Genomic DNA, 20,967 nt, shown 5'->3' on the forward strand with positions numbered 1-20,967 from the left:
AGGCCGGCACAATCCAGTAAAATGGTTGCGGGGTCCATGGGCTCGCGAGCGGCGAGGGCGCTGCAATTGACAAATGCAGGCCCGACCAAACACACTCGGCCATGGCCAGGACCGTCCTCTTCCTCTACACCGGCAACTACTATCGCAGCCGCTATGCGGAAGAACTCTTCAATCACCTGGCGCGTCGCGCCGGTCTGGACTGGGAGGCGACGTCGCACGCCCTGGCTATCGAGCGGGGCAAGGACAATGTCGGCCCGATGGCGCGGCAGACCATCGACGCACTGACTGTCGATGGCATCTCGCCCCTCGGCGTATCGCGAATGCCGGAGGTCTGTACGCATGATGCGCTTGCAGCGTCCGATATGGTTGTGGCCGTGAAGGAAGCCGAGCACCGCACCTTGCTGGCGGAGCGCTTTCCGGGCTGGGAAGATCGCGTGACCTATTGGCACGTCCATGACATCGACGTGGCGCCTCCCGACGTCGCGCTGGGCGAGCTGAAAGCGCTCGTAGAGGCATTGGTGCAACGGCTTGCGAACGTGCGAGAGGGCAGTTGTGCCGATACTACTTAATTGATGCTGTGAAAGAACCACTTCACCAGCAACACGCCGCTGCCGATCGCCACAACCACGATCCCGTAGCCGGTCAGGACGTCGGCCGGCGTGCCGCCAAACGGCCATACCGCGGCAATGGCGATGCCGACGGTGAGTGTCAGCACGGCGTAGAACAGGCCGCCACGCTCTTCCGGCTTCGATGCCAGCGCCTGCATGATGAATTCCAGAAGGGGACTTGGCTCGGACATCGATGTGGCTCCTGGTCCAATATGTCGGCGCGTGCGACGATCGGGTTCAGCCGTATTGCGGCCGCTTGGCGCCTTGTTGCGTGAACCTGGTGCGCAGTTATCCCGACTTATCGCCACCGTCCCACGGCCGCATTGGCTAATCACGAGGCCGCTGCCGTGACACCCCTTGAACAAGTCGATCACCGCATGCGTGTGCTTGCCGCACGCATCCATGCGCCCGAGGAGCTGCTGCCGGGGTATCGGCATGTCGATTCCGGCCGTGCGCTGATCGAGCATGACGGGCACTTCCACTACATGTTCGTCGAACGCGGCGAGCGATACGACATGCGGACCACCGACGATCTAGATGAGCTGATGTACTGGACTTTCGAGACCATCACCTCGGCGATGGCCGGAACCTATGAACTCATGCACCGCAATTCCAACGCCGGCGATATCAGGCGCCTGCGTTTTGCGCATCAGCTCGCATTACTGGGCCGGCTTGATCCTGCATGGGCGGATCGCTGCCGCGCCGGACTCGATGATATCCTCTCGCGTCATCCTTATGTCGACGGGCGTTGATCGGCATGCATCGCTCGGAAGCAGGCGTGATGTGAGCAATGGGCGGCGCGACAGGCTTCGCTATGTCGGTTGATCCCAAAACAGGCCAATTGTTCTCATTGGCGGTGCCGCGAGGGTCACCGGATGTGACGCTCCGCCAGCCACCAGTAAGCGAGCGCGGCAACGCTTCCGCCGCAGGCCGCTGCGCCGATCAGCCCCCATTCGGTCGGCAGTGAGGAGCCAACGGAGGCGCTGATGCCGAAGAAGCCGCCGCCGGTGATGGCGCCGCCGATCATGCACATCGCGGGCGACATGATCCCGACCCATCGCGCAAAGAGGATTCCGGGCAGGGCGATGAAAACGGCGGCCTTGAATGAACCCGCCACGCCGAAAACGAGAGTCAGCAGAGCCGTCGTGACGACCGCGCCGAGATGCGCGGCGAGTCCGCCGGTGGGCCGAAGGCTGAGCTGCAGCAGAATTCCCATGGCCAAAGGCGCGATGATAATCGCTGCGATCAGGCCGACGATCATGCGCCCGATGTCGATCAGGCATCGCGAGACGCGGGACATCGGTGGTGCGGGAATGGGAGACGTCGGAGGCATGACGCTTGGAATGTGCCGCTTCCAGACATCAAGCCATGTCAGCGCCGCCCCGTCATATTGCGTTCAATTCTTTCGATACGCGCTTCAGAGCCTTCTGGCCGTCCGGATCGGACGGAGTGAGTTGAGCGTGCATCTTGAAGTCAGCCAATGCCTCTTTCAGACTGGGTTTCATCTCCCGCGCCATGCCGCGGTTGTAATAGGCTTTGGTATCTTTCGGATCGAGCTGGATCGCCTGGTTGAAGTCCGCGATGGCCCGGTCGAAATCGCCTTTGGCGCCCCAGGCGTTGCCGCGGTTGACGTAGGCAGCCCCATGTTTCGGATCGAGCTGGATCGCCTGATCGTAGTCCGCGATGGCCCGATCGAGATCACCCCTGCCCCTCCAGGCGCTGCCGCGGTTGTAGTAGGCGTCAGCATCTTTCGGATCGAGCTGGATCGCCCGGTCGAAGTCCTCGATGGCCCGGTTGAAGTCGCCCTTGGCGCCCCAGGCGCTGCCACGGTTGGCGTAGGCGAGCCCTGATTTCGGATCGAGCCGGATCGCCTGGTTATAGTCCGCGATGGCCCGATCGAATTTTCCGCTGTGGTACCAAGCGTTGCCGCGACTGTTGTAGGCAGACGGATAGGTCGGATCGATCCGCATCGACTCGTTGTAATCCGCCATGGCGCGGGTGAGGTCGCCCTGTGCCCGGTACGCCCCGCCGCGACGCGCATAGACCCGCGCGAGGCTTCGACCCGTGTATTGGTGCGAGTCGATGGTGCGCGTGCACCCCGCGACCGCGAGGTCATCCGACAGCTTTATGCAGGAATCCGACTCGTCTGCGGCGGCCACTCCCGGCAACCCGGCGAGAAGCACCACGGCCATGCATGCGAACAACCGGTATGTTGAGAAGCGCATCTGCATCGCATGTGGTCTCCGCACGTTGTCCGGAGCAGCCGGGATACCCGACCGCCATTCCTCGGACGCTCATTTGTCCCTTGGTCGGGGTCGCAGATCAAATAGTTCATCAGCGATGATTGGATCCTCGGTTTCCGCTTCGGGTCATTGTTCGGGGCCGGAAAGAGCAGCAGATCGAACGGGTTCGGTCCAGCAGCGACGAGTTCGGGCGCCTCGCTTGAGCTCGGGCTGATCGGCGTCCAGGCAATCATTTTTGAATGAAAACTGCACGTCCGCGTGTCGATTGCACAAGAAGCCAAGGAAAACTCAACGGCAATTCAAGGTGCCTACAAGGCTTTCCGGCCCGTCCGCGCGCATTCTGGCAGTGCTTTCAGGAGCAAGGCCACGGATGGCCCGAACAATCGGAGGAAAGTCATGAGGATTATCGTCATGGGCGGTACGGGTCTCGTAGGACGCACGCGCGTGCCTGATGCGGGTGCACGTCCATGACCAAGCCTCACGATCGTTCGAATGACCCGGCAGCCGCATCTGAGGCGCCCCAGGACACTCCGTCCCATGCCGAGCGGCGTTCTGCCGGTGCGGAGATGTCGCGCGTGCTCGGGACCACACCATTTCATATGGCTTTGGATTCCTCCGGTGCCGGAATCACCCACTGGAAACATGAGCCATTGCACGACGTCGTCGAGCCGATGACCCATCACGTCATCATGGCTTACAACGGTTCGATGCAGCGCATGGAGCGGCGGTCAGGAAGATCGGTTGCGATTGGAACGTTTCGTCCCGGGGTTGTGATCATCATTCCAGAAGGATCAAGCTCCCGATGGGATATTCCGAAACCTGTCGATGTCGTTCAGCTCTATCTTCCGCACAAAATACTCGAGCGCGTTGCCCACGAAGCCGACATCGCCGCTCCTGGCGACCTTCTGGAGCGAACGGCGCATCCCGATCCCATCACATCGCGGTTGCTCATAAGTGCGGCGGACGTCCTGGAGGGCAATGCGGCCCTGGATGCCCTGTTCAGGCAGCAAGTGACGGATCTTCTGGCGACGCGCCTGCTGGCTGCGCACACCGGCGCGCCAACCACGTTCCAGCAGACCATGGGCGGGCTGGCGCCGAAGACGCTGCTACGTGCCATCGAACGTTTGCGCTCGGACAGCGATACGGACGTCTCTCTTTCCGCCCTTGCCTCGGATGCCGGCCTGTCGCGCTTTCACTTCTGCCGCGCTTTCAAGGAAAGCACCGGGCTTTCGCCACATGCCTGGTTGCGCCAACACCGGCTTGAGCAGGCCATGAACATGCTGCGCGACACCGACGCATCGGTCGTGTCGGTGGCAGCGGCGCTTGGCTATGCCTCGCAGACAGCCTTCGCAGCGGCGTTCAGGAAGCTGACCGGCGAAAGTCCAAGCGATTGGCGCCGACGGACGCGTTAGCCGCAATCTCTCGACAGGTACGTCAATCGCTCTGGGGCAGTTGCAGATCCGATCAGCTAGATCATCACCGTGCCCACGCCGATAACGGACGGAGACAAACAATGGCCTGGAAGACCTTCGTCGACCCACTTGCAATGATACCGCGACGGAGGGGCGTCACGAGCTCTCTGATATATGGACTTTCACTGACCATTCGACTGACGACATCGACGGGCGAAGAGGCCGAGAAGCCAGCGCAGACCGCGCAAGACAGCACCCCTTCGTTGTCCATCATCGTGAGCGATGACATCCAGGCGTTGAACGACCGGCCGCTGACGTTCGCACAGCCGATCATCTTTCACCGTGACCGGCCGCTGGTTCCGCGAATCTGCCGCGCCGAATGTGAACGTCCCATGCAACTGGCGTCGATGCTGGACTGTACCCCTCCATAGGGGCTCACCTCGTCGTTTCCCGTCTTCGCGTCATCGTTGATCGCAACAAATTTGCCGCAGGTGAGAAGCCGCGGCGGTGACGCGCGTACTGCCGAGCAACTTAAACCCAAGGAGAAAATCACATGCGAATAGTCATCATAGGCGCCGGCTTCGCCGGCATGTACGCCGCATTGTCCGCAGCACGCCTGCGCGACATCAAGGGTGTTTCGCCCGAAGAGCTCGAGATCGCGCTGGTCGCACCCGAGCCGACACTGGTCATTCGCCCGCGGCTCTATGAGCCGAAGCCCGAAACCTTGACGGCGCCTTTGCTGGATGTCCTCAAGGCCGTCGACGTCGTCTATATCAAAGGCAGCGCCGAGACGATCGACACCGCATCCCGCATCGTGCAGGTCGCGACCGCCAACAATAAGCGACAGTCGCTGTCCTACGATCGGCTGGTCGTGGCGACCGGAAGCCGGTTGTTCCGTCCGAATATTCCCGGCCTCGCGGAGCATGGTTTCAGCGTCGACAATCTCGACGATGCGATCGCGCTCGACAAGCATCTGCATGGCCTGGCCGATCGGCCGGCATCGAACGGACGCGACACCATCGTCGTAGCCGGCGGCGGCTTCACGGGAATCGAAGCCGCGACCGAAATCCCGGCCCGCCTTCGCGCGATCCTCGGCAAGGACGCCCGGCCGCGCGTCATCATTGTCGAACGAAACAGTGCGATCGCCCCCGATATGGGCGAGGGTCCACGTCCCATCATCGAGGAAGCGCTGCGCAAGCTCGGTGTGGAGACAAGACTCGGTGCCGGTGTTGCCTCGCTGGATGCATCCGGGATCACACTGTCCGACGGCGAACGTATCGAAACCGAGACCGTGATCTGGGCAGCAGGCATTCGCGCCGCGCCGCTGACCACGCAGATCCCCGCCGAGCGCGACAATTTCGGCCGGCTGCTGGTCGACCGCGATTTACGCGTACCCTCGGTACCTGGCGTCTTTGCCACCGGTGACGCCGCCAGAGCAGCCAGCGACGATGTCGGCAACTACGCGCTGATGTCGTGCCAGCATGCGACGCGGATGGGCGCCTTTGCCGGCAACAATGCCGCCGCCGAATTGTTGCGCATGGCGACCAGGCCATATCACCAGAAGGGCTACGTCACCTGTCTCGACCTCGGCGAAGCCGGCGCACTGTTCACGCGCGGCTGGGACCGCAAGGTCGAGATGGTTGGCGACGTCGCCAAGAAAACCAAGAAGGAAATCAACACCGTCTGGATTTATCCGCCGAAGCCCGAGCGTGCTGCCGCTCTCGCCTCGGCCGATCCGGAGCATGTGACCGAAGTCTAGCCCCTCACACAAGAAAGGACCGTGCTCCATGCAGGAGCGCGGCCAGCTCTCGCAACCGATCAACCAGGAGGACCCACAGATGACACAGACGATTCAAGCCACTCGGAAAGAAATTCAGCAAAATACCCAGAAGGAGAAACACATGAACCTTGATACGACATCAGCCCCCGCCAAGTCGGGGCGTAGCGAACTCGTTCCGTCGCGCTATGCAGTGAAGATCGGCGACATCGACGTGCTGGTGGTTAGCGATGGCGTGCTGCCACTCCCAACCTCCATGTTGGGACATAACGCAGACCCCGCCGTCCGGGCCGCCTGGATGCGCGACATGTTCCTGCCGCCGGACGCTTTTGACTGGCCGCTGAACGTGGTCGTCGTGCAGAGTGGCGAGCAGACCATTCTTGTCGACGCCGGGCTGGGATTGGACCCGGACCTGCATTTGCCGCGGGCCGGACAACTGATCCAGCGATTGGCCGCTGCCGAGATCGATCTTGCATGCGTCACCGATATCGTGCTGACGCACTTGCATATGGACCATATCGGCGGACTTCTCGTCGAAGGGGTGAAGGATCAACTACGTTCGGATCTGCGGATTCACGTGGCTGCCGCCGAGGTCGAATTCTGGAAAGCGCCCGATTTCTCTCACACCCAAATGCCGCCGGGATTCCCGGACGCGCTACGGGCGACCGCCAAGCGGTTCATGGCCGAATATGGAAAGCATTTTCGGACATTCACGGACGAGCACGAACTGGCACCGGGAGTCATCGTGCGTCGGACCGGCGGCCACACGCCCGGACACAGTGTCGTCCGCCTGGCATCCGGCGGTGACGCGCTGACCTTCGCCGGCGACGCCGTGTTCACGGTCGGGTTTGACCAACCCGATTGGCACAACGGTTTCGAGCACGACCCCGAAGAAGCAGCGCGCGTGCGGACCCGTCTGTTGCGGGAGCTGGCGGCAAGCGGCGAATTGTTGGTCGCGACCCATCTGCCATTCCCGTCCGCCGGCCACGTGGCGATCGATGGCGACGCGTTTCGCTGGGTTCCGATCTCCTGGGACTACTGATCGTTTGCCGGGTTAGGACCGGGGCGCGCCCTCTTGGCGTTCATGCGTGCGCGCCCCGGTTTTAGCAGCGTCGTTTCAGATGGACTGCAGAGTCGTGAGGCCAAGCCGCGTCATCTTGGCAAGAAGGAGATTGAAAATGCAGAGTGAAAAGGTCGTGATTGTGACGGGCGGCAGCTCCGGCATAGGGAAGGCGGCGGCGCTGTGCTTCGCTAGGGAAGGCAACAAGGTGTTCGTAACGGGTCGTCGCCCAGGCCCAATTGAAGAAACGATTGCCGAGCATGCGAACATAGCCGGCATGGTGGCGGATGCAGCCTCCGCCGAAGATGCTAAGCGCACAATCGCCAAGACGGTCGATCTTTGGGGCAGGGTTGATGCCTTGGTCAACAACGCGGGCGCAGGTGCCATCCTTCCGCTGGCAGATGCGACAGCCGATCGGATCAGGGACATTTTCTCCGTCAATGTGCTCGGCCCAAGTCTCCTCGCCTCTGCTGCTCTTCCTCACCTAAGTGCAACACGGGGCACGATCGTTAATGTCTCGAGCACTTTCGGTCACAAGCCGGTGGCTGGACTGTCTCATTACGCCGCCAGCAAGGCGGCTTTGGAGCACTTGACCCGCTGCTGGGCGCTGGAGCTTGCACCGCTCGGCATACGCGTGAACGCCGTGGCGGCAGGACCTACGGAATCGGGCGCGCTGACGGGCATGATGGGGCTCTCCCCGGAACAGGCTGCGGCAATCAAGGAGCAGGAGCGTGCGCGCATACCGCTCGGGCGGCGCGGCGTTCCTGACGACCTGGCGGAATGGATCGTGAGGCTTTCGAGTCCCGCTTCGGAATGGATGACGGGCCAGGTTGTTGCGATTGATGGCGGCCTGGGACTGGCTTAGTTGCAATTGGCGTTGCGGATAAACGTGAGCCAGTCGCAAAGCACGATGCTGCTAGCTAGTGTTTTCGATTGATGTATCGATCAGAAAAAAGGCGGTCCGCAATTGGGCAGACCGCCTCCTTTATTCAGGGCTTGAACGTGAAGTCCGGTCCGAGCGCGACGTCCGCCGGAATGGGTGGCAGATCGGCGAATAGTTCGGGATGCTTCTTCATGACGTTCAGCATCGGCTTGGCGTCGATGTTTTTATTGACATCGAATGTCGCCTTCAGAACGCCCAGCCGCTGAAGCCGGTCCTGCGCGCTCCAGAGTGCCTTGTAGCTATTTGCCGAAAGACGTCGGTCAAGTTGCTGGACATTGAATTCCATGGCGGCTTCGGCGATCTCCGGCTTCAGGCCGGGAATCCAGCGGGTGCCGATCTGAGCGGCGGCCTTGGGATTTTTGCGCATCCACTGGTCGGCCTGTGAGGTCGCGGCCAGGAATTTCTCAGTCGATTCCGGATTCTTCTCGACCCAGGACCGAAGCGAGACGACATAGCCGAGATAGGCGATGACATCGCCGCCGCGGATCACTTCGAAGGCACCGGGGACGTCCTTCTGCGCGATGATCGGCCACGGATCCCAGCCGGAAAACGCATCGATGCCCTTGGCGAGCAGCGCGACTGTCATATCCGGCGGCGGCGTGTTGACCAGCTGGACGTCGTCGGGCTTGAGCCCGGCCTTCTCCAGCAGTGCCAGGATATAGAGATGGTTGATGGTGCCGAAGGAGGTCGCGATCTTCTTGCCCTTGAGGCTCTTGAGGTCGCCCTTGACGATGCCCGATCCCTCACGGGCAATGATCGCCATGGTCGCATCCGAACCGGACTTGGTGGCGCTGCCGCTGTAATTGCCGAGTGCCACGAGATCCATGCCGCGCAGCACGGCGCCGATCATCGGAACGCCGACCTGCAGGATCTCCGTCTCGCCAGCCTGCAGCGCGTTCAGCGCATCAACGCCGGTCGCGTAGGGGCGCGCAATGGTGACATCGAGACCCTGCTTCTCGAAGTAACCACGCTCCAGTGCCACCGGGATCGCCAGCATGTCGATGGCGCTGACCATACCGACATTCAGTTTCGTCAATGTCTGCGATTGTGCCGGCACGCAAGCCAGCATCACGGCAGTTAAAGCCCATAATATGCGTTTCAAAATCAGTCCTCCTCCTTGATTGGCCCCACGCTCGTGACCCAGTAAGGCCGGGCAACCGCGTTGAGGTCCGTTCGTTTCACACCCCTTAGTCCGATGGAATGATCGTCGGCTCCGGCGATCCGCCCATACTTCTGAAACGCCAGAACGTGAAAACGCTCGGGCGTAAACGGCATATCGATCTGGATATTGACCTTGTCGGACGCGCCGGCGAGCTCCTTGGAAATCTTGCCCGGCGCCTCGATGCTCAGCCAGCCCTGAAACGCGGCCCACACGGCGATGACAGCGAGCACCACACGCCCGCGGGTCGAACGAATGACATCTCGCGCGATGCTCATGCGGCCCGCACCATTTGCAGCACCTGCGCCGACAGACGCTTGAACGTTTCATCTTCGATCAGTTGATCCCAGACGCGCGGACGCGGAAGATCGACCTTGATCTGATCGAGCACACGGCCCTTGGACAGCACGACGACGCGGTTCGCAAGAAACACGGCCTCCGCCACATCATGTGTGATGAAAATGACGGTCGGCTTGCGCTCCTGCCAGATCCGCGTCAGCTCCTCCTGCAGTGTCATGCGGGTCTGCGCATCGACGCTGGCGAACGGCTCGTCCATCAGCAGCACGGCCGGATTGTTGGCCAGCGCGCGGACGACGCCGACGCGCTGCTGCATGCCGCCGGACAGTTCGTTCGGGTACCTATCCGCGGCATGCGAAAGGCCGGCGAGCGCGAGATATTCTCGTGCGGTGCGGTCGCGCTCGTCCTTCGGCACGCCGCGCATTTTCGGGCCGAAGCCGACATTCTCCAGCACCGTCTTCCACGGGAAGAGGGCAAAAGACTGGAAAACGACGCCGCGATCCGGACCCGGTCCCTTGACGAGATTGCCGTCAATCAGGATCTCGCCGCCCGTATAGGGGATGAAGCCCGCGATCATGTTCAGGATCGTCGTTTTGCCGCAGCCGGAGGGACCGACGACGGAGACGAATTCGCCCTGCTCGACGTCGAGCGAGACGTCCTGGACGGCGGTGACCTGCGATCCCGCATAGGGATCGAAATAGGTCTTGCGAAGATTCTTGAGCGACAGTGTTTTCATGACGTAACCAATCCCCACCGCTGGCCCGTTGCGCGCTCGATCGGCGCAAGGATCCAGGCATCGACGATGTACCAAAGAGTGCCGAGAACGATCATGCCGAGCAGGATCTCGACCGTTGAGCCGGCACGACGCGCATCGAACATCATGAATCCGATGCCGCTGGTGCCGACGATGATCTCCACCGCGATCAGCGCGCGCCAGCCATAGCCGAGGCCGTTGCGCAGGCCGGTAATGATGTTCGGCAACGCACCGGGCAGCGTCACTTCCCACAATACTCGCATCGGCGACGCGCCGAGGCTCTGCGCTGCACGGGCCAGATCGCGGTGCACCGACTGCACGCCGAGCACGGTGCTCAGCACGATCGGGAACAGCACGGTGTAAACGATGACAAAGGTCATGGTGGTGAGGCCGAAGCCGAACCAGATCAGCAGGATCGGCAGCCATGCAATGTCGCCGATGGCCTGAAAGAACAGCAGCACTGGCCAGCAGATGCGATGCGCGAGGCGGCTGGAGCCGATCAGGATGCCGAGCGGAATGCCCAGCGCGACGCCGATGGATGCACCGAACAGCAGCCGGATCAGACTGTCCTGCAGATAGTCGGGCAGAATTCCCTTGTAGGTGAGGGAGATGAACGACCGCATCACATCCACCGGCCACGGGAAGAAGGCGCGCGGAAACATGCCTGAATTGGCGACAATGCTCCAGATCGCCACCACGGGAATGAACGGCACGATGGTCGCAATAATCGGCCACCGATGCGTCGCGCGCACGTAGCCGCTCCAGAATCTCAGTGCAATGTTCATGTGCGCCTCACCAGTCCCCATCGCTCGATCGTCGCGCGCTCCAGCGGAACGAGCAGCAACCGGTCGATGAATAGCCACAGCACGCCAATGACGATCATGCCGAGCACGATCACTTCGGTGCGATAGAAGTCACGGGCGACGAACAGCATGTAGCCAAGCCCAACATTGGTCGCGATCATCTCCGCCGCGATCAGGCCGCGCCACGCGAAGCCGAGCCCGGTGCGCACGCCTGTCACGATATTGGGGAGCGCACCCGGCAGCAGCACTTCGGTGAGCAAGGCCCATCGTCCGGCACCGAGCGACGCGGCTGCATTGCGGATCGTCATCGGAATGGTGGAGACACCAAGCAGCGTGTTGTAGGCGACCACAAAGAAGACGGCGTTGAAGATCACGAAGATGATGGCGCCGAAGCCGTAGCCGAACCACAATGTCGCGATCGGTATCCAGGCGATGCCGGCAAGCACAGAGAAGAAGCGAAACAGCGGCGTCAGAAATGCCGAGACCGCAGGGCTCACGCCCATGGCGACGCCAAGCGGAACAGCGACGAGCACGCCGAGAAACGTGCCCAGTCCGACACGTAGCATGCTCGCGCCGATATGGCGGATGAGCGAGCCATCGCCGATCGCGGCAACCGCTGCTTCGGCCACCGAGCCGACCGACGGAAAAATCCGCGGATTGACATTGAACAGCGGGACCACGATCGCCCAGATGGCGACGAGCACCAGCAAGGGCGCCACGAACAAGGCTGCGCCCACCAGCGAGTTCATGCCGCGCCAGGCGACGCGGGACCGCACTTTTTGACCGGGCGCAACGAGCACGCGACCTCCCTTTGACCAGCGTTCTGGCCGCTTTGTTTTTATCTGCGAGGCTCTCGGCTACGCAGTTTAGTACTCAAATCTCGTCTGCGAACGGCGGCACTTCGCCGCCGTCCTGGTCACGTCACGGCATATCCGCCGTCGATGACGAGGATCGTCCCCGTCACGAAGGACGCCGTCGGCGAACACAGATAGAGCACGCCACCCAGAAGGTCCGATGGCTTGCCCCAACGGCCCAACGGCGTGCGCCCCAAAATGACCTGGCTACGTTCCGGGCTGGCCTGCAGATCGGTCGTCAGCGGCGTGGCGATCCAGCCTGGCGCGATCGCGTTGACGCGAATGCCGTCATTCGCATAGGCGATCGCCAGCGATTTCGTCAGTTGTGCAATACCGCCCTTGCTGGCGGCATAACCGGGAACGAGACCGCCGCCGAAGAACGACAGCATGGATGCCAGATTGACGATCGCACCCTTGGAGCGTGCCAGCAGCGGCCGCGCGGCTGCGCACATCCGCATGGTGCCGTTGAGATTGATATCGACCACCGACTGGAAAACCGCGGGGTCGAGTTCCTCGTTGCGACGAATGACGCCGGCGCAATTGATGATCACGTCGAGTTCGCCGAGCGAACCGACAAGGGACTTGATCGCGCTGTCGTCGCGGACGTCGAGCTGATGCGCCTGAGCTTCGCGCAGCACCGAATCCGAACGCGCCCGCTCGATCTCCGCAGCATTCACGCCGGTCGCGATGACCTCCGCGCCGGCCTCAACGAAGGCGCGTGCGAGGCCCGCGCCGATCCCTGACGTTCCGCCCGTCACCAGCACGCGTTTTCCCGCATACCAGATCGACGCCCATGCGGCCGACGGAATCTCCTCGATCATGTTGGCTCCGTCTGCCATCAGCGCACAAACTGGTCGACGTAGTCACGGCCAAGGCCGACGGACTCGTAGTGGGCGCGGCACATATCGATCTTGGTGAAGACGTCCTCATAACCGACGTGCTTGTTGTTCTCATCGAGATACAGCATCGATCCCTGGATGTTGAAGAAGGTGATCATCTCGGAAACGTCCTCTGGGACGACCAGCGTGTGGATCTCGCCCGGAGGCTCGAACACGTAGGAGCCCTCCGTCGCCACCCACTGGTGTTCGCGGTAGAACCATTTGCCGCGCAACACGAAGCCATGCACCGGATTGGGATGCAGATGCCGCGACAGCACGCCGGCACGTCGCACGCGCAGCAGATTGCACCACTGCCCCTGTCGTGTGTTCAGCATCAGCGGACGAAACCAGACATCCGGCGCCTGCGGCACCCAGACGCGCTCGTCCTCGGGAATAGCGACGACGGCGATTTCCGGCGATGCAAGAACGTGCGTCGATCCGATCATGTCACGATACATGGGGCTTCCTCTTTCTTTTCGTCGTCGCGGTTGAGACCCGCGTTATGCCTTCAGGCGTCGCAGTCGTGCGACGCTTCGAGAGCTTGAATTGCGTGTAGCCGAGCACCTGCTCCATGGCGGTCTTGGCCTTCTTTGCATCACCCGCGGCAATCGCGCGCGCCGCGGCCGCGTGGTTTGGCAGGTTGTCTTCGAACCAGCCGGGGCTGCCGACCGCGACAAGAAACACCGCGCTCAGAATGGTATCGATGGCGCCGCGAAAACCCTGCAACACAGGGTTATGCGTCGCATCGAGAATGGCAAGGTGGAATGCCTTGTCGGCCTTGATAGCGCTTTCCTGATCGTGCGAGGTTTCCATGCCGATCAGCGCGGCTTCGATGCGCAACCTGTCCTGCTTGGTGCTCCGCGTTGCCGCGAGCGCGGCCGCTGCCGGCTCGATGATCAGTCGGACTTCCTGAATCGCCATCAGAAGATCGCGGTCCGGTTCGCCGCCGCCGACCAGCCATCCCAGCACATCGCGATCGAGCAGGCTCCAGTCGCGGCGCGGCAAGATGTGCGTACCGTAACGCGGACGGACGCTGACCATTCCTTTCGCAGCAAGGGTTTTGATCGCTTCCCGGATGACGCCGCGCCCAACACCGAAGCGCGCCTCCAATTCCGGCTCCGGGGGGAGGGTCGCGCCAATCGGGATAATGTCCTGCGCGATTTCGCAGCCGAGCGTGGTCAAGACCGAATTGATACGACCTGGCTTGCTTCCCCGCTCCAGCGATTTTGTAGGACTTCGTGCCACGAGTGTTCTTTCCCCGCTTGTTTGCTCAGTGGCCTATCTCACGTTTTCAGAGCGAATGCAATCATCCGATGTTTAACATCGGATGATTGATTTGCGGTGCACAATGCTTTGCCCGATCGCAATTCGAGTTTGAAATTCATGGCAAAGCGGTCGCGATAGATGGCCGGCCGCCGGCGCGCGGCCGGTTGTTTTTTCCGGGAACGAGATTGGCTGTTCCACCGTTTTCAGAGACACCGGGCCGGTTCTGTTCCAGCAGCACCGGTTCTCCTTGGCTCGGGTAAATCAGGAGAGAGCAAATGATGTCCGAAACTCAAGTCCACACCATCGCCCGGCAGATGCTTGATCGGCACGGCGCCGTGGCCATCGCTCATGCCGCTCAGAATGCACTGACATGCGAGCAAAAGGGGCAGGTGGAAGAAGCCAACGAGTGGCGCCACGTGAAGGATGCCATGAAGATCATGCAAGGCCCGCATCAGAGCTGAGGTTGCGATGCCGCCTTCCGAATGCGCGCAGTGCCGTCCGTAGTGTCGTGGCGGCAATGGCGCCTTGATGTCCTGCGATGCGGCGAACTCCCTCCGATGTCAGAGTGAAGAATCATGAATCACGAAGACTTGGAACTGATTTGAACCAGATCAGACAATTGATGCTTGATGAATTGTCCAGCTGACCTGAGCGCCAACCTTGCGTCTGTAAGACCGCCATTCCACAGAGGCCATGCATGGATCATGTCGGGCCATACCTCCAACGTCGTCGCGACGTTGGCTATTGCGGCAGCCTCCGCGAAACGCGTCGAGTCTGCGAGCAAAGTTTCGGCTGACCCGACCTGAATGAGTGTTGGTGGAAATCCGATGAGGTTCGAGAATAGCGGAGACAGAAACGGGCTCCTGCGGTCGAGCGATGCCGGAGCAAAGGCGTCAGCCAGTTCCTCGAGGTAGCCACGGTGGATGATCGGATCGATCTGATCCTTGCTTTGTAGCGTCGTCCCGGACATTGAAAGATCGGTCCAGGGCGAAATAAGCCAAGCGCATGCCGGCGGCTCTTCATTGGCTCCGCGCAAGGCGTTGATGAGGGTAATTGTGAGATTGCCGCCAGCGCTGTCACCGCCAACTACGATATTGCTGGCGTCTATGCCCTGCTGGCGCAGATATCGCCAAGCGCTCATCGCGTCGTCGTGAGCGGCAGGAAACGGATTTTCCGGCGCGAGCCGATAGTCAATCGCCAGGGTGCTTATGCCAGCAGCCCGCCCCGCTTCTGTCACCAGGCGTCGATGACTGAGGATTGATCCCGAACAAAAACCGCCGCCATGAAAATACAGAAGCACGCGCGTCGTATCTGCCCCCGGTGAGAAGGACCATTCCCCCGCGACATTTCCGCAATCGACAGTCCGCAACGCGACATCGTCGGCCACCGGCCAGATCGACCCGACTTCATCAAGTCGCTGCCGGCGCTGATCCCACCCGACCGGGCGGGGCTTTGACAACAGTACTGCGCGAATATTCGCAATCCCACTTTCGGCCAAAGGATAATTTCCCCCGAAAACTCGTGAAAATCGAGCAGCAATTTCAAAACTTCGCAGAAGCAAGTCTAGAGGGAACGCGGGGATTGCGCCAGCAGCGGACAATTCCGCATAATCCTGAATCTGACGTCGCGTGGCGCTCGGCGCCTACTTGTAATTCGCCAGTCGTGCTTAACTAGAACGAGGGCTGTTCTTCACAAAGTGGAGGATGCTGCAATGCGTGAACCAAATCCTGAAAAGCTGAACGCACTCGTAGGAAAGCTGGTCAACGACCTCGGCATTTCACTCGGCGGTGCCAGTATACTGCTCGGCGATCGCCTCGGCCTCTACAAGGCAATGGCGGATGGAGATATCTTTACACCTTCGGAGCTTGCCAAGAAGACCGGCCTGCATGAGCGTTATGTCCGCGAGTGGCTGTCCGGCCAGGCCGCCTCTGGTTACATCGATTATCACCCTGAGAAAAACGCGTTCTCGCTCTCGGCCGAACAAGCGATGGCGTTTGCCGAGGAGGGGTCGCCAGCTTTCTTCGCCGGTGCATTCGATGTCGTGCAGTCCACCTATCTCGACGAACCCAAGGTCGCCGAAGCATTTCGAACAGGGAAGGGCGTCGGCTGGCATGAGCATTCGAAGTGCCTTTTCTCGGGCACCGAACGGTTCTTCAGGCCTGGCTATAACGCCAATCTGGTTTCGAACTGGATTCCGACGCTCGAAGGCGTCGAAGCCAAACTGAAAGCTGGCGCCAAGGTGGCCGATGTCGGATGCGGCCACGGCGCCTCTACCATCGTGATGGCGCAGGCGTACCCCAAATCCAGGTTCTTCGGGTTTGATTACCACAAACCTTCGATCGATCGCGCGAAGGTCCTGGCGCAGGAAGCTGGGGTCGGAGACCGAATTGAATTCGCGCAGGCCAGTGCCAAGGATTTTCCGGCAAAAGACTACGATCTCGTCGCTTTCTTCGATTGCCTGCATGACATGGGCGACCCCGTTGGTGCGGGCAAGCATGTCAAGGAAACACTGGCCAAAGACGGGTCGTGGATGATCGTCGAGCCATTTGCTCATGACAATCTCAAGGATAATCTCAACCCGATCGGGTCCATTTTCTATCACGCCTCGACATTCATTTGTACACCTGCGTCGCTCTCTCAGGAGGTGGGCTTGGGGCTCGGTGCCCAGGCAGGGGAAAGCAAATTGCGTCAGGTCGCGACTGAGGCAGGCTTCAAGCGCTTCCGCCGCGCGACTGAGACGCCTTTCAACATGATCTTCGAGGTACGCGCTTGATCTCTCGGATCAACGGTGCGGAGCGACCCGGATGCCGCGGGAAATGCGGCTTCTAGGGGCTGCGTCGCTCTGGATTGATGTCGCCTGTCGACAGGAGCGCTGCAGATTCGAAAAGGAGCCGCTGCAAAAATCTCTCGAAAGTGTAGTTCAGAGTAAGTTGACCGCCACAAAGGTCTTGTCTCGCTCATGGCAAGCGGCCGACATCGTCCGTTACCGATTGTCGGTTTGGCACCAGAAGCGGACGTGAGCTATCTTAATGTCGCAAGGGATTGCCGCATGCGTGAGCGGCTTCAAATCGACCAATTGGATACCCGGCACCGATGTTGCGGTCGAGCAGCTCGTCGATGTGCGACACGATGCCGATTACATGTGACACTCGTAGGATAGATCGATTCCAGGATAATATACTTGGGACGGGCGTTGCACATTGTTGGCGTTAAGCCAGTTTCACGCACATGAGCTTCGCGTCATTCTTCCTTTCTGCAAGACCTATTGAGACGACTAACGAGATTATGGCTGAAGTAGACGAAGGCACTCGGCTAGATGGAGCAGTCGTCACGAGCCACGCGCGAGAGCACTCTGTAATCCGTAAGAATACCGGATAGTTAGAGTTTTGCTCTGCCCTTCATCTTCAGATTGCACGCTCGACGCGCTTAATCATGGCCTCAGAGCATTATTGTCGAACTTGAGTTACGGCAGCAGGGCTGTCCTTCAGATGAATCCTGAGCGAACATTTACGCAATAGCTTTCCCTATCACGCGCTGCATTTTGTCCCCACATGGGGATTGCGCAAAATTCGCTCGATCGACACGCTCGGTGTCAGCGATCTCGGTTGTCGAGGGGATAGCTAGGATCATGCATCTATGTTCAGCGCGAAGCGTAGTCGCGTTAGAAGCGCGACATCATCATGGAGTGGCAATCATGGCACTGATCAATGGTACACCAGGTGACGACATTCTGGACGGAACCCCAGTTGCGGATACGATCAATGGGCTCCCGGGTAATGACACTCTCTCAGGCCTCGGCGGTGATGACACGATCAACGGTGGAGCCGGTAACGACTCGATCGATGGTGGCGTCGACAACGACACCTTGAACGGCAACGCGGGAGACGACTCCATTCTCGGAGGAGACGGAAACGACCAGATCAGTGGCGGCGCTGGCATTGATACGATCGACGGTGGCGCTGGAGATGATACGGCTAGCGGCGACGCGGGGGACGATACGATCAATGGCGGCTCAGGGAATGATGATCTCTCCGGCAACGCCGGGGCGGATACGATCGATGGCGGCGACGGAAATGACAACGTCGACGGCGGTGCTGGAAATGACGTTCTCTCGGGGGGCGCAGGCGATGATACACTCGCAGGCGCTGCTGGCGATGACACATTGAATGGTGGTGATGGTGCTGACGTCCTGTCTGGCGGGGTGGGTGATGATACCATCAATGGTGATGCCGGCGACGATACCCTGACCGGCGGGCTCGGCAATGACACGCTGGAAGGCGGCGACGGCAATGATACCGCCAGTGGCGGCCTGGGTGATGATACGGTGAATGGCGGTCTCGGTGATGACACGCTGAATGGCGGTGCCGGTAACGACACCATGAACGGAGGCGATGGTATCGACACCCTCAATGGCGATGACGGGAACGATATCATGAACGGCGACGCCGGAAACGACACACTTAATGGTGGAGCGGGCGACGACGTCATGGATGGCGGTGCGGGTAACGACCTGCTGGCAGGTGACGCCGGTGACGACACAATCGAAGGCGGCGCTGGCGATGACGTCGCTAATGGTGGCGACGGGGCAGACGAACTGTCCGGTGGCACCGGCGTCGATACGTTAAACGGCGATGCAGGCGACGATACGCTTGCCGGCGGCAATGGAGCGGATGCGCTTGAAGGCGGCGACGGTGACGATACGCTGGCCGGCGGTGCAGGAAATGACACGCTCAACGGCGCAGCGGGCGACGATGAGCTGAGCGGCGGTAACGGCGCTGACGCGATGAACGGCGGTATCGGTGATGACGTGCTTACAGGAGGCGCCGGAACCGACGCGATCAACGCTGGCGATGGTACGGGCGCGGACTTCGGTGATGACGAAGTTACCGATCTTAGTTTCGCTGACGGTGACACCATCAGCATCGATGCGGCGCCTGGCTATGACCCGACAACGGTGGTCGTCGACGACGATGGTACCAATACCACGCTGGATTTCGGCTTCGGAACCATCACCCTCGATGGCATTACGGGCGGAGGAACCCCCTATGCCTCGATCGAGGACATAAATAACGCAGCGGGTTACACCGCTATCGAAGTTGTCTGATTATTGACGACGTAGGGCGGCACGTTGCCGCCCTACGCATTTTGCGCAATTAGGCAGTCACTATGCGTCTGGCTCAATCGGCCCGAGCAGAATCTGTTGTCAGCGCCGTTCCAGGGCGAACCACGCTCGTGTGGGTCGTCGTCTTCAGCGTGTCGGCCAACATCCTTCTGCTTGTGTTACCCTTCTACTCCATCGAGGTCTTCGACCGGGTCATCAGCAGCGGAAGCATCGAGACTCTCATCGGCCTGACCTCCCTCGGAATTGCGGCGTTGATCTTCAGCGCCTTCTTCGACGTCATTCGATTTCGATTGCTCAGCCGGTTCGCCGTCACCTTCGAACAGCGCATCGCACCGCTAATCCTGGAGGCAACCATTGCCGATCCGGCGCGACGCCGCGAAGGCTCGACGCATGATCTGGTGAAAGTTCGGGAGCTACGGAACTTCTTTTCAGGCGGCGCTGTCATTACGTTGGTCGATGCCCCGTTTCTTCCCGTCTTCATACTTATCCTCTTTCTCATCCATCCCTACTACGGTGCTATTGCGCTGACTGGCGCGGTCGTTCTGTCGATCATGGGATATGTGAGTAGCTGTATTGCCCGGGCGGAGGTCAATGAAGCGAGCGGTGCAGCCGCACGTTGTCAGATGCTAATGGATGGCATCGTACGACACGGCAACTTCATCAGGGCCATGGGCTGGACTGGAGGCGCCATCCGCGCCTTCATGCGCGCCAATGATGAGGCGTTATCTCCTGTCGTTCGCGCCAGTGAACGGGTCGCCGCGATCGCATCGGCGGCACGCATGGTGAGGTCTACCCTGCAAGTACTATCTATCGGATGTGGTGCCTGGCTTGTACTGCAAAACGAGGTACTCGCCGGCAGCCTGATCGCGAGCTCGATCATGGTCAGCCGAACCCTGCAACCGATGGAGAGCCTTATCTCTGCCTGGCGCGGGGTGACCGCGGCGCAGGAGGCATGGAAACGCGTCAGCGCCGCGGCGACATGGGTGTTGAAGCAACCTCATCGGACCCGCCTCACTGCCCCAAATGGCTTACTGGAACTCAATGGTGTCGGCTTCACCATTCCGCAGGCGAGACGTTCGATCCTGAGAGGTATTGCCTTCCGATGCAGGCCCAGCGAGATCGTCGTGGTCGTTGGTCCGACCGGCGCGGGCAAGTCCACTCTCTTGCGGATGGCGGCCGCCTTGGAGAAGCCCAGCGTCGGTGAAATCCGGCTCGACAACGCGTTGCTGGAGAGCTGGCACCCCGATCAGCTCGGAAGCTACATCGGCTATCTTCCTCAGGATGTCGAATTGCTCGCCGGTACCGTTGCTGAAGCGATCTCGGGATTTGAGGAGAGTCCGCGCGACGAAGATATCGTCATGGCGGCAACTCTGGCTGGCGCGCATCAGATGATTCTGGCACTGCCGGCCGGGTATCAAACGCAGATCGGTCGGGACGGTCATCGCCTCTCTGGTGGCCAGCGACAGCGCATCGGCTTGGCACGAGCCTTCTTCGGCAACCGTAAACTGATACTGCTCGACGAGCCCAACGCAAATCTCGATCCGGATGGGGAGGCAGCGCTGTGCACTGCGATATTGAGCGCACGATCGCAGGGCGCAACCTTCCTGATCGTGACCCACCGGCCACGCCTCCTGACGATTGCGGATCACGTATTGCTGCTCCGCGACGGCACGCAGGTCGCCTTCGGTCCCGTTTCGGAAGTTCTACCCAGCAACACAGCGGGGCTCCCTTTACGCCGGGGTCCGCGTCAGCCCGACCGCCCGCAACTGCTATCTGGCTAGGAGCAGGAAT

Annotated in this window: 23 protein-coding genes; 11 read left to right on the forward strand and 12 right to left on the reverse strand. The window is 60.7% G+C overall.

The annotated features are described in order from the left end of the window. The first annotated feature begins 101 nt into the window (after positions 1-101). Entirely contained in the window at positions 102-569 is a 468-nt protein-coding gene (locus AB7783_RS00395) for an arsenate reductase/protein-tyrosine-phosphatase family protein (RefSeq protein ID WP_441276478.1), read from the forward strand. Here AB7783_RS00395 and AB7783_RS00400 read toward each other — a convergent pair. Next, positions 566-799 (reverse strand): hypothetical protein, encoded by a 234-nt coding sequence (locus AB7783_RS00400; protein WP_441276479.1) that lies wholly within the window; start codon positions 797-799, stop codon positions 566-568. The two genes, AB7783_RS00395 and AB7783_RS00400, sit on opposite strands and share 4 nt — an antisense overlap. A gap of 186 nt (positions 800-985) precedes the next feature. On the opposite strand from AB7783_RS00400, the gene AB7783_RS00405 reads away from it, so the two are divergent. Continuing rightward, positions 986-1,360: an Imm63 family immunity protein gene (locus tag AB7783_RS00405; protein WP_309947340.1), complete on the forward strand. Its 375-nt coding sequence runs from the start codon at positions 986-988 to the stop codon at positions 1,358-1,360. Positions 1,361-1,476: 116 nt separating this feature from the next. On the opposite strand, the gene AB7783_RS00410 is transcribed toward AB7783_RS00405, so the two are convergent. Together AB7783_RS00410 and AB7783_RS00415 are read right to left on the reverse strand one after the other, a co-directional pair. Next, positions 1,477-1,908: a hypothetical protein gene (locus AB7783_RS00410; protein WP_184513928.1), complete on the reverse strand. Its 432-nt coding sequence runs from the start codon at positions 1,906-1,908 to the stop codon at positions 1,477-1,479. Between the two features lie 85 nt (positions 1,909-1,993). After that, positions 1,994-2,839 carry a tetratricopeptide repeat protein gene (locus AB7783_RS00415; RefSeq protein ID WP_441276480.1) on the reverse strand — a complete coding sequence of 282 codons (846 nt, stop codon included), beginning with the start codon at positions 2,837-2,839 and terminating at the stop codon, positions 1,994-1,996. Between the two features lie 479 nt (positions 2,840-3,318). Here AB7783_RS00415 and AB7783_RS00420 point away from each other — a divergent pair, with 479 nt between their 5' ends. The 5 genes from AB7783_RS00420 to AB7783_RS00440 all read left to right on the forward strand — a co-directional run bounded on the left by AB7783_RS00420 (position 3,319) and on the right by AB7783_RS00440 (position 7,965). Continuing rightward, entirely contained in the window at positions 3,319-4,263 is a 945-nt protein-coding gene (locus tag AB7783_RS00420; protein ID WP_093759263.1) for a helix-turn-helix domain-containing protein, read from the forward strand. 101 nt (positions 4,264-4,364) lie between these two features. Beyond that, complete coding sequence (locus AB7783_RS00425; RefSeq protein ID WP_441276481.1) at positions 4,365-4,694, forward strand: hypothetical protein; 330 nt, start codon at positions 4,365-4,367, stop codon at positions 4,692-4,694. Between the two features lie 122 nt (positions 4,695-4,816). Further along, positions 4,817-6,022 (forward strand): NAD(P)/FAD-dependent oxidoreductase, encoded by a 1,206-nt coding sequence (locus AB7783_RS00430; RefSeq protein ID WP_439079617.1) that lies wholly within the window; start codon positions 4,817-4,819, stop codon positions 6,020-6,022. 142 nt (positions 6,023-6,164) lie between these two features. Further along, positions 6,165-7,082, forward strand: a complete 918-nt coding sequence (locus AB7783_RS00435) for an MBL fold metallo-hydrolase (protein ID WP_441279620.1) — start codon at positions 6,165-6,167, stop codon at positions 7,080-7,082. A gap of 136 nt (positions 7,083-7,218) precedes the next feature. Next, positions 7,219-7,965 carry an SDR family NAD(P)-dependent oxidoreductase gene (locus tag AB7783_RS00440; RefSeq protein ID WP_441276482.1) on the forward strand — a complete coding sequence of 249 codons (747 nt, stop codon included), beginning with the start codon at positions 7,219-7,221 and terminating at the stop codon, positions 7,963-7,965. 124 nt (positions 7,966-8,089) lie between these two features. Here AB7783_RS00440 and AB7783_RS00445 read toward each other — a convergent pair whose 3' ends face one another. The 8 genes from AB7783_RS00445 to AB7783_RS00480 form a co-directional block, all read right to left on the reverse strand. Next, positions 8,090-9,145: an ABC transporter substrate-binding protein gene (locus AB7783_RS00445; protein ID WP_093759258.1), complete on the reverse strand. Its 1,056-nt coding sequence runs from the start codon at positions 9,143-9,145 to the stop codon at positions 8,090-8,092. A 2-nt stretch (positions 9,146-9,147) separates the two neighbouring features. Then, complete coding sequence (locus AB7783_RS00450) at positions 9,148-9,480, reverse strand: hypothetical protein (RefSeq protein WP_092138836.1); 333 nt, start codon at positions 9,478-9,480, stop codon at positions 9,148-9,150. Continuing rightward, entirely contained in the window at positions 9,477-10,235 is a 759-nt protein-coding gene (locus AB7783_RS00455) for an ABC transporter ATP-binding protein (protein ID WP_092138834.1), read from the reverse strand. The genes AB7783_RS00450 and AB7783_RS00455 overlap by 4 nt, the downstream gene beginning before the upstream one ends. Further along, positions 10,232-11,038 (reverse strand): ABC transporter permease, encoded by an 807-nt coding sequence (locus AB7783_RS00460; protein WP_441276483.1) that lies wholly within the window; start codon positions 11,036-11,038, stop codon positions 10,232-10,234. Before AB7783_RS00460 ends, AB7783_RS00455 begins: the two co-directional genes overlap by 4 nt. Beyond that, complete coding sequence (locus AB7783_RS00465; protein ID WP_244528345.1) at positions 11,035-11,856, reverse strand: ABC transporter permease; 822 nt, start codon at positions 11,854-11,856, stop codon at positions 11,035-11,037. The genes AB7783_RS00460 and AB7783_RS00465 overlap by 4 nt, the downstream gene beginning before the upstream one ends. Before the next feature lie 116 nt (positions 11,857-11,972). Next, complete coding sequence (locus AB7783_RS00470; protein WP_441276484.1) at positions 11,973-12,731, reverse strand: SDR family NAD(P)-dependent oxidoreductase; 759 nt, start codon at positions 12,729-12,731, stop codon at positions 11,973-11,975. 17 nt (positions 12,732-12,748) lie between these two features. Continuing rightward, positions 12,749-13,246: a 2,4'-dihydroxyacetophenone dioxygenase family protein gene (locus AB7783_RS00475; protein WP_231077871.1), complete on the reverse strand. Its 498-nt coding sequence runs from the start codon at positions 13,244-13,246 to the stop codon at positions 12,749-12,751. Further along, the gene (locus AB7783_RS00480) at positions 13,236-14,033 is read right to left on the reverse strand and encodes a FadR/GntR family transcriptional regulator (protein WP_441276485.1); all 798 of its coding nucleotides are present in this window, start codon (positions 14,031-14,033) and stop codon (positions 13,236-13,238) included. The genes AB7783_RS00475 and AB7783_RS00480 overlap by 11 nt, the downstream gene beginning before the upstream one ends. A 296-nt stretch (positions 14,034-14,329) precedes the next feature. On the opposite strand from AB7783_RS00480, the gene AB7783_RS00485 reads away from it, so the two are divergent. Continuing rightward, positions 14,330-14,515: a hypothetical protein gene (locus AB7783_RS00485; RefSeq protein WP_170849737.1), complete on the forward strand. Its 186-nt coding sequence runs from the start codon at positions 14,330-14,332 to the stop codon at positions 14,513-14,515. A 119-nt stretch (positions 14,516-14,634) separates the two neighbouring features. Here AB7783_RS00485 and AB7783_RS00490 read toward each other — a convergent pair whose 3' ends face one another. Next, positions 14,635-15,552: an alpha/beta hydrolase gene (locus tag AB7783_RS00490; protein WP_120288670.1), complete on the reverse strand. Its 918-nt coding sequence runs from the start codon at positions 15,550-15,552 to the stop codon at positions 14,635-14,637. A 213-nt stretch (positions 15,553-15,765) separates the two neighbouring features. Between AB7783_RS00490 and AB7783_RS00495 the strand changes: the two genes are divergently transcribed. From AB7783_RS00495 to AB7783_RS00505, 3 genes are all read left to right on the forward strand, one after another. Next, entirely contained in the window at positions 15,766-16,827 is a 1,062-nt protein-coding gene (locus AB7783_RS00495) for a class I SAM-dependent methyltransferase (protein ID WP_116663750.1), read from the forward strand. A gap of 921 nt (positions 16,828-17,748) precedes the next feature. Beyond that, complete coding sequence (locus tag AB7783_RS00500; RefSeq protein ID WP_120288671.1) at positions 17,749-19,158, forward strand: calcium-binding protein; 1,410 nt, start codon at positions 17,749-17,751, stop codon at positions 19,156-19,158. 128 nt (positions 19,159-19,286) lie between these two features. After that, on the forward strand, positions 19,287-20,957 hold the full coding sequence (locus AB7783_RS00505; protein WP_199712027.1) for a type I secretion system permease/ATPase: 1,671 nt from the start codon (positions 19,287-19,289) through the stop codon (positions 20,955-20,957). Positions 20,958-20,967: the final 10 nt, after the last annotated feature.

This window comes from Tardiphaga sp. 172_B4_N1_3 (assembly GCF_052076035.1).
GTDB classification, from domain to species: Bacteria; Pseudomonadota; Alphaproteobacteria; order Rhizobiales; family Xanthobacteraceae; genus Tardiphaga; species Tardiphaga robiniae.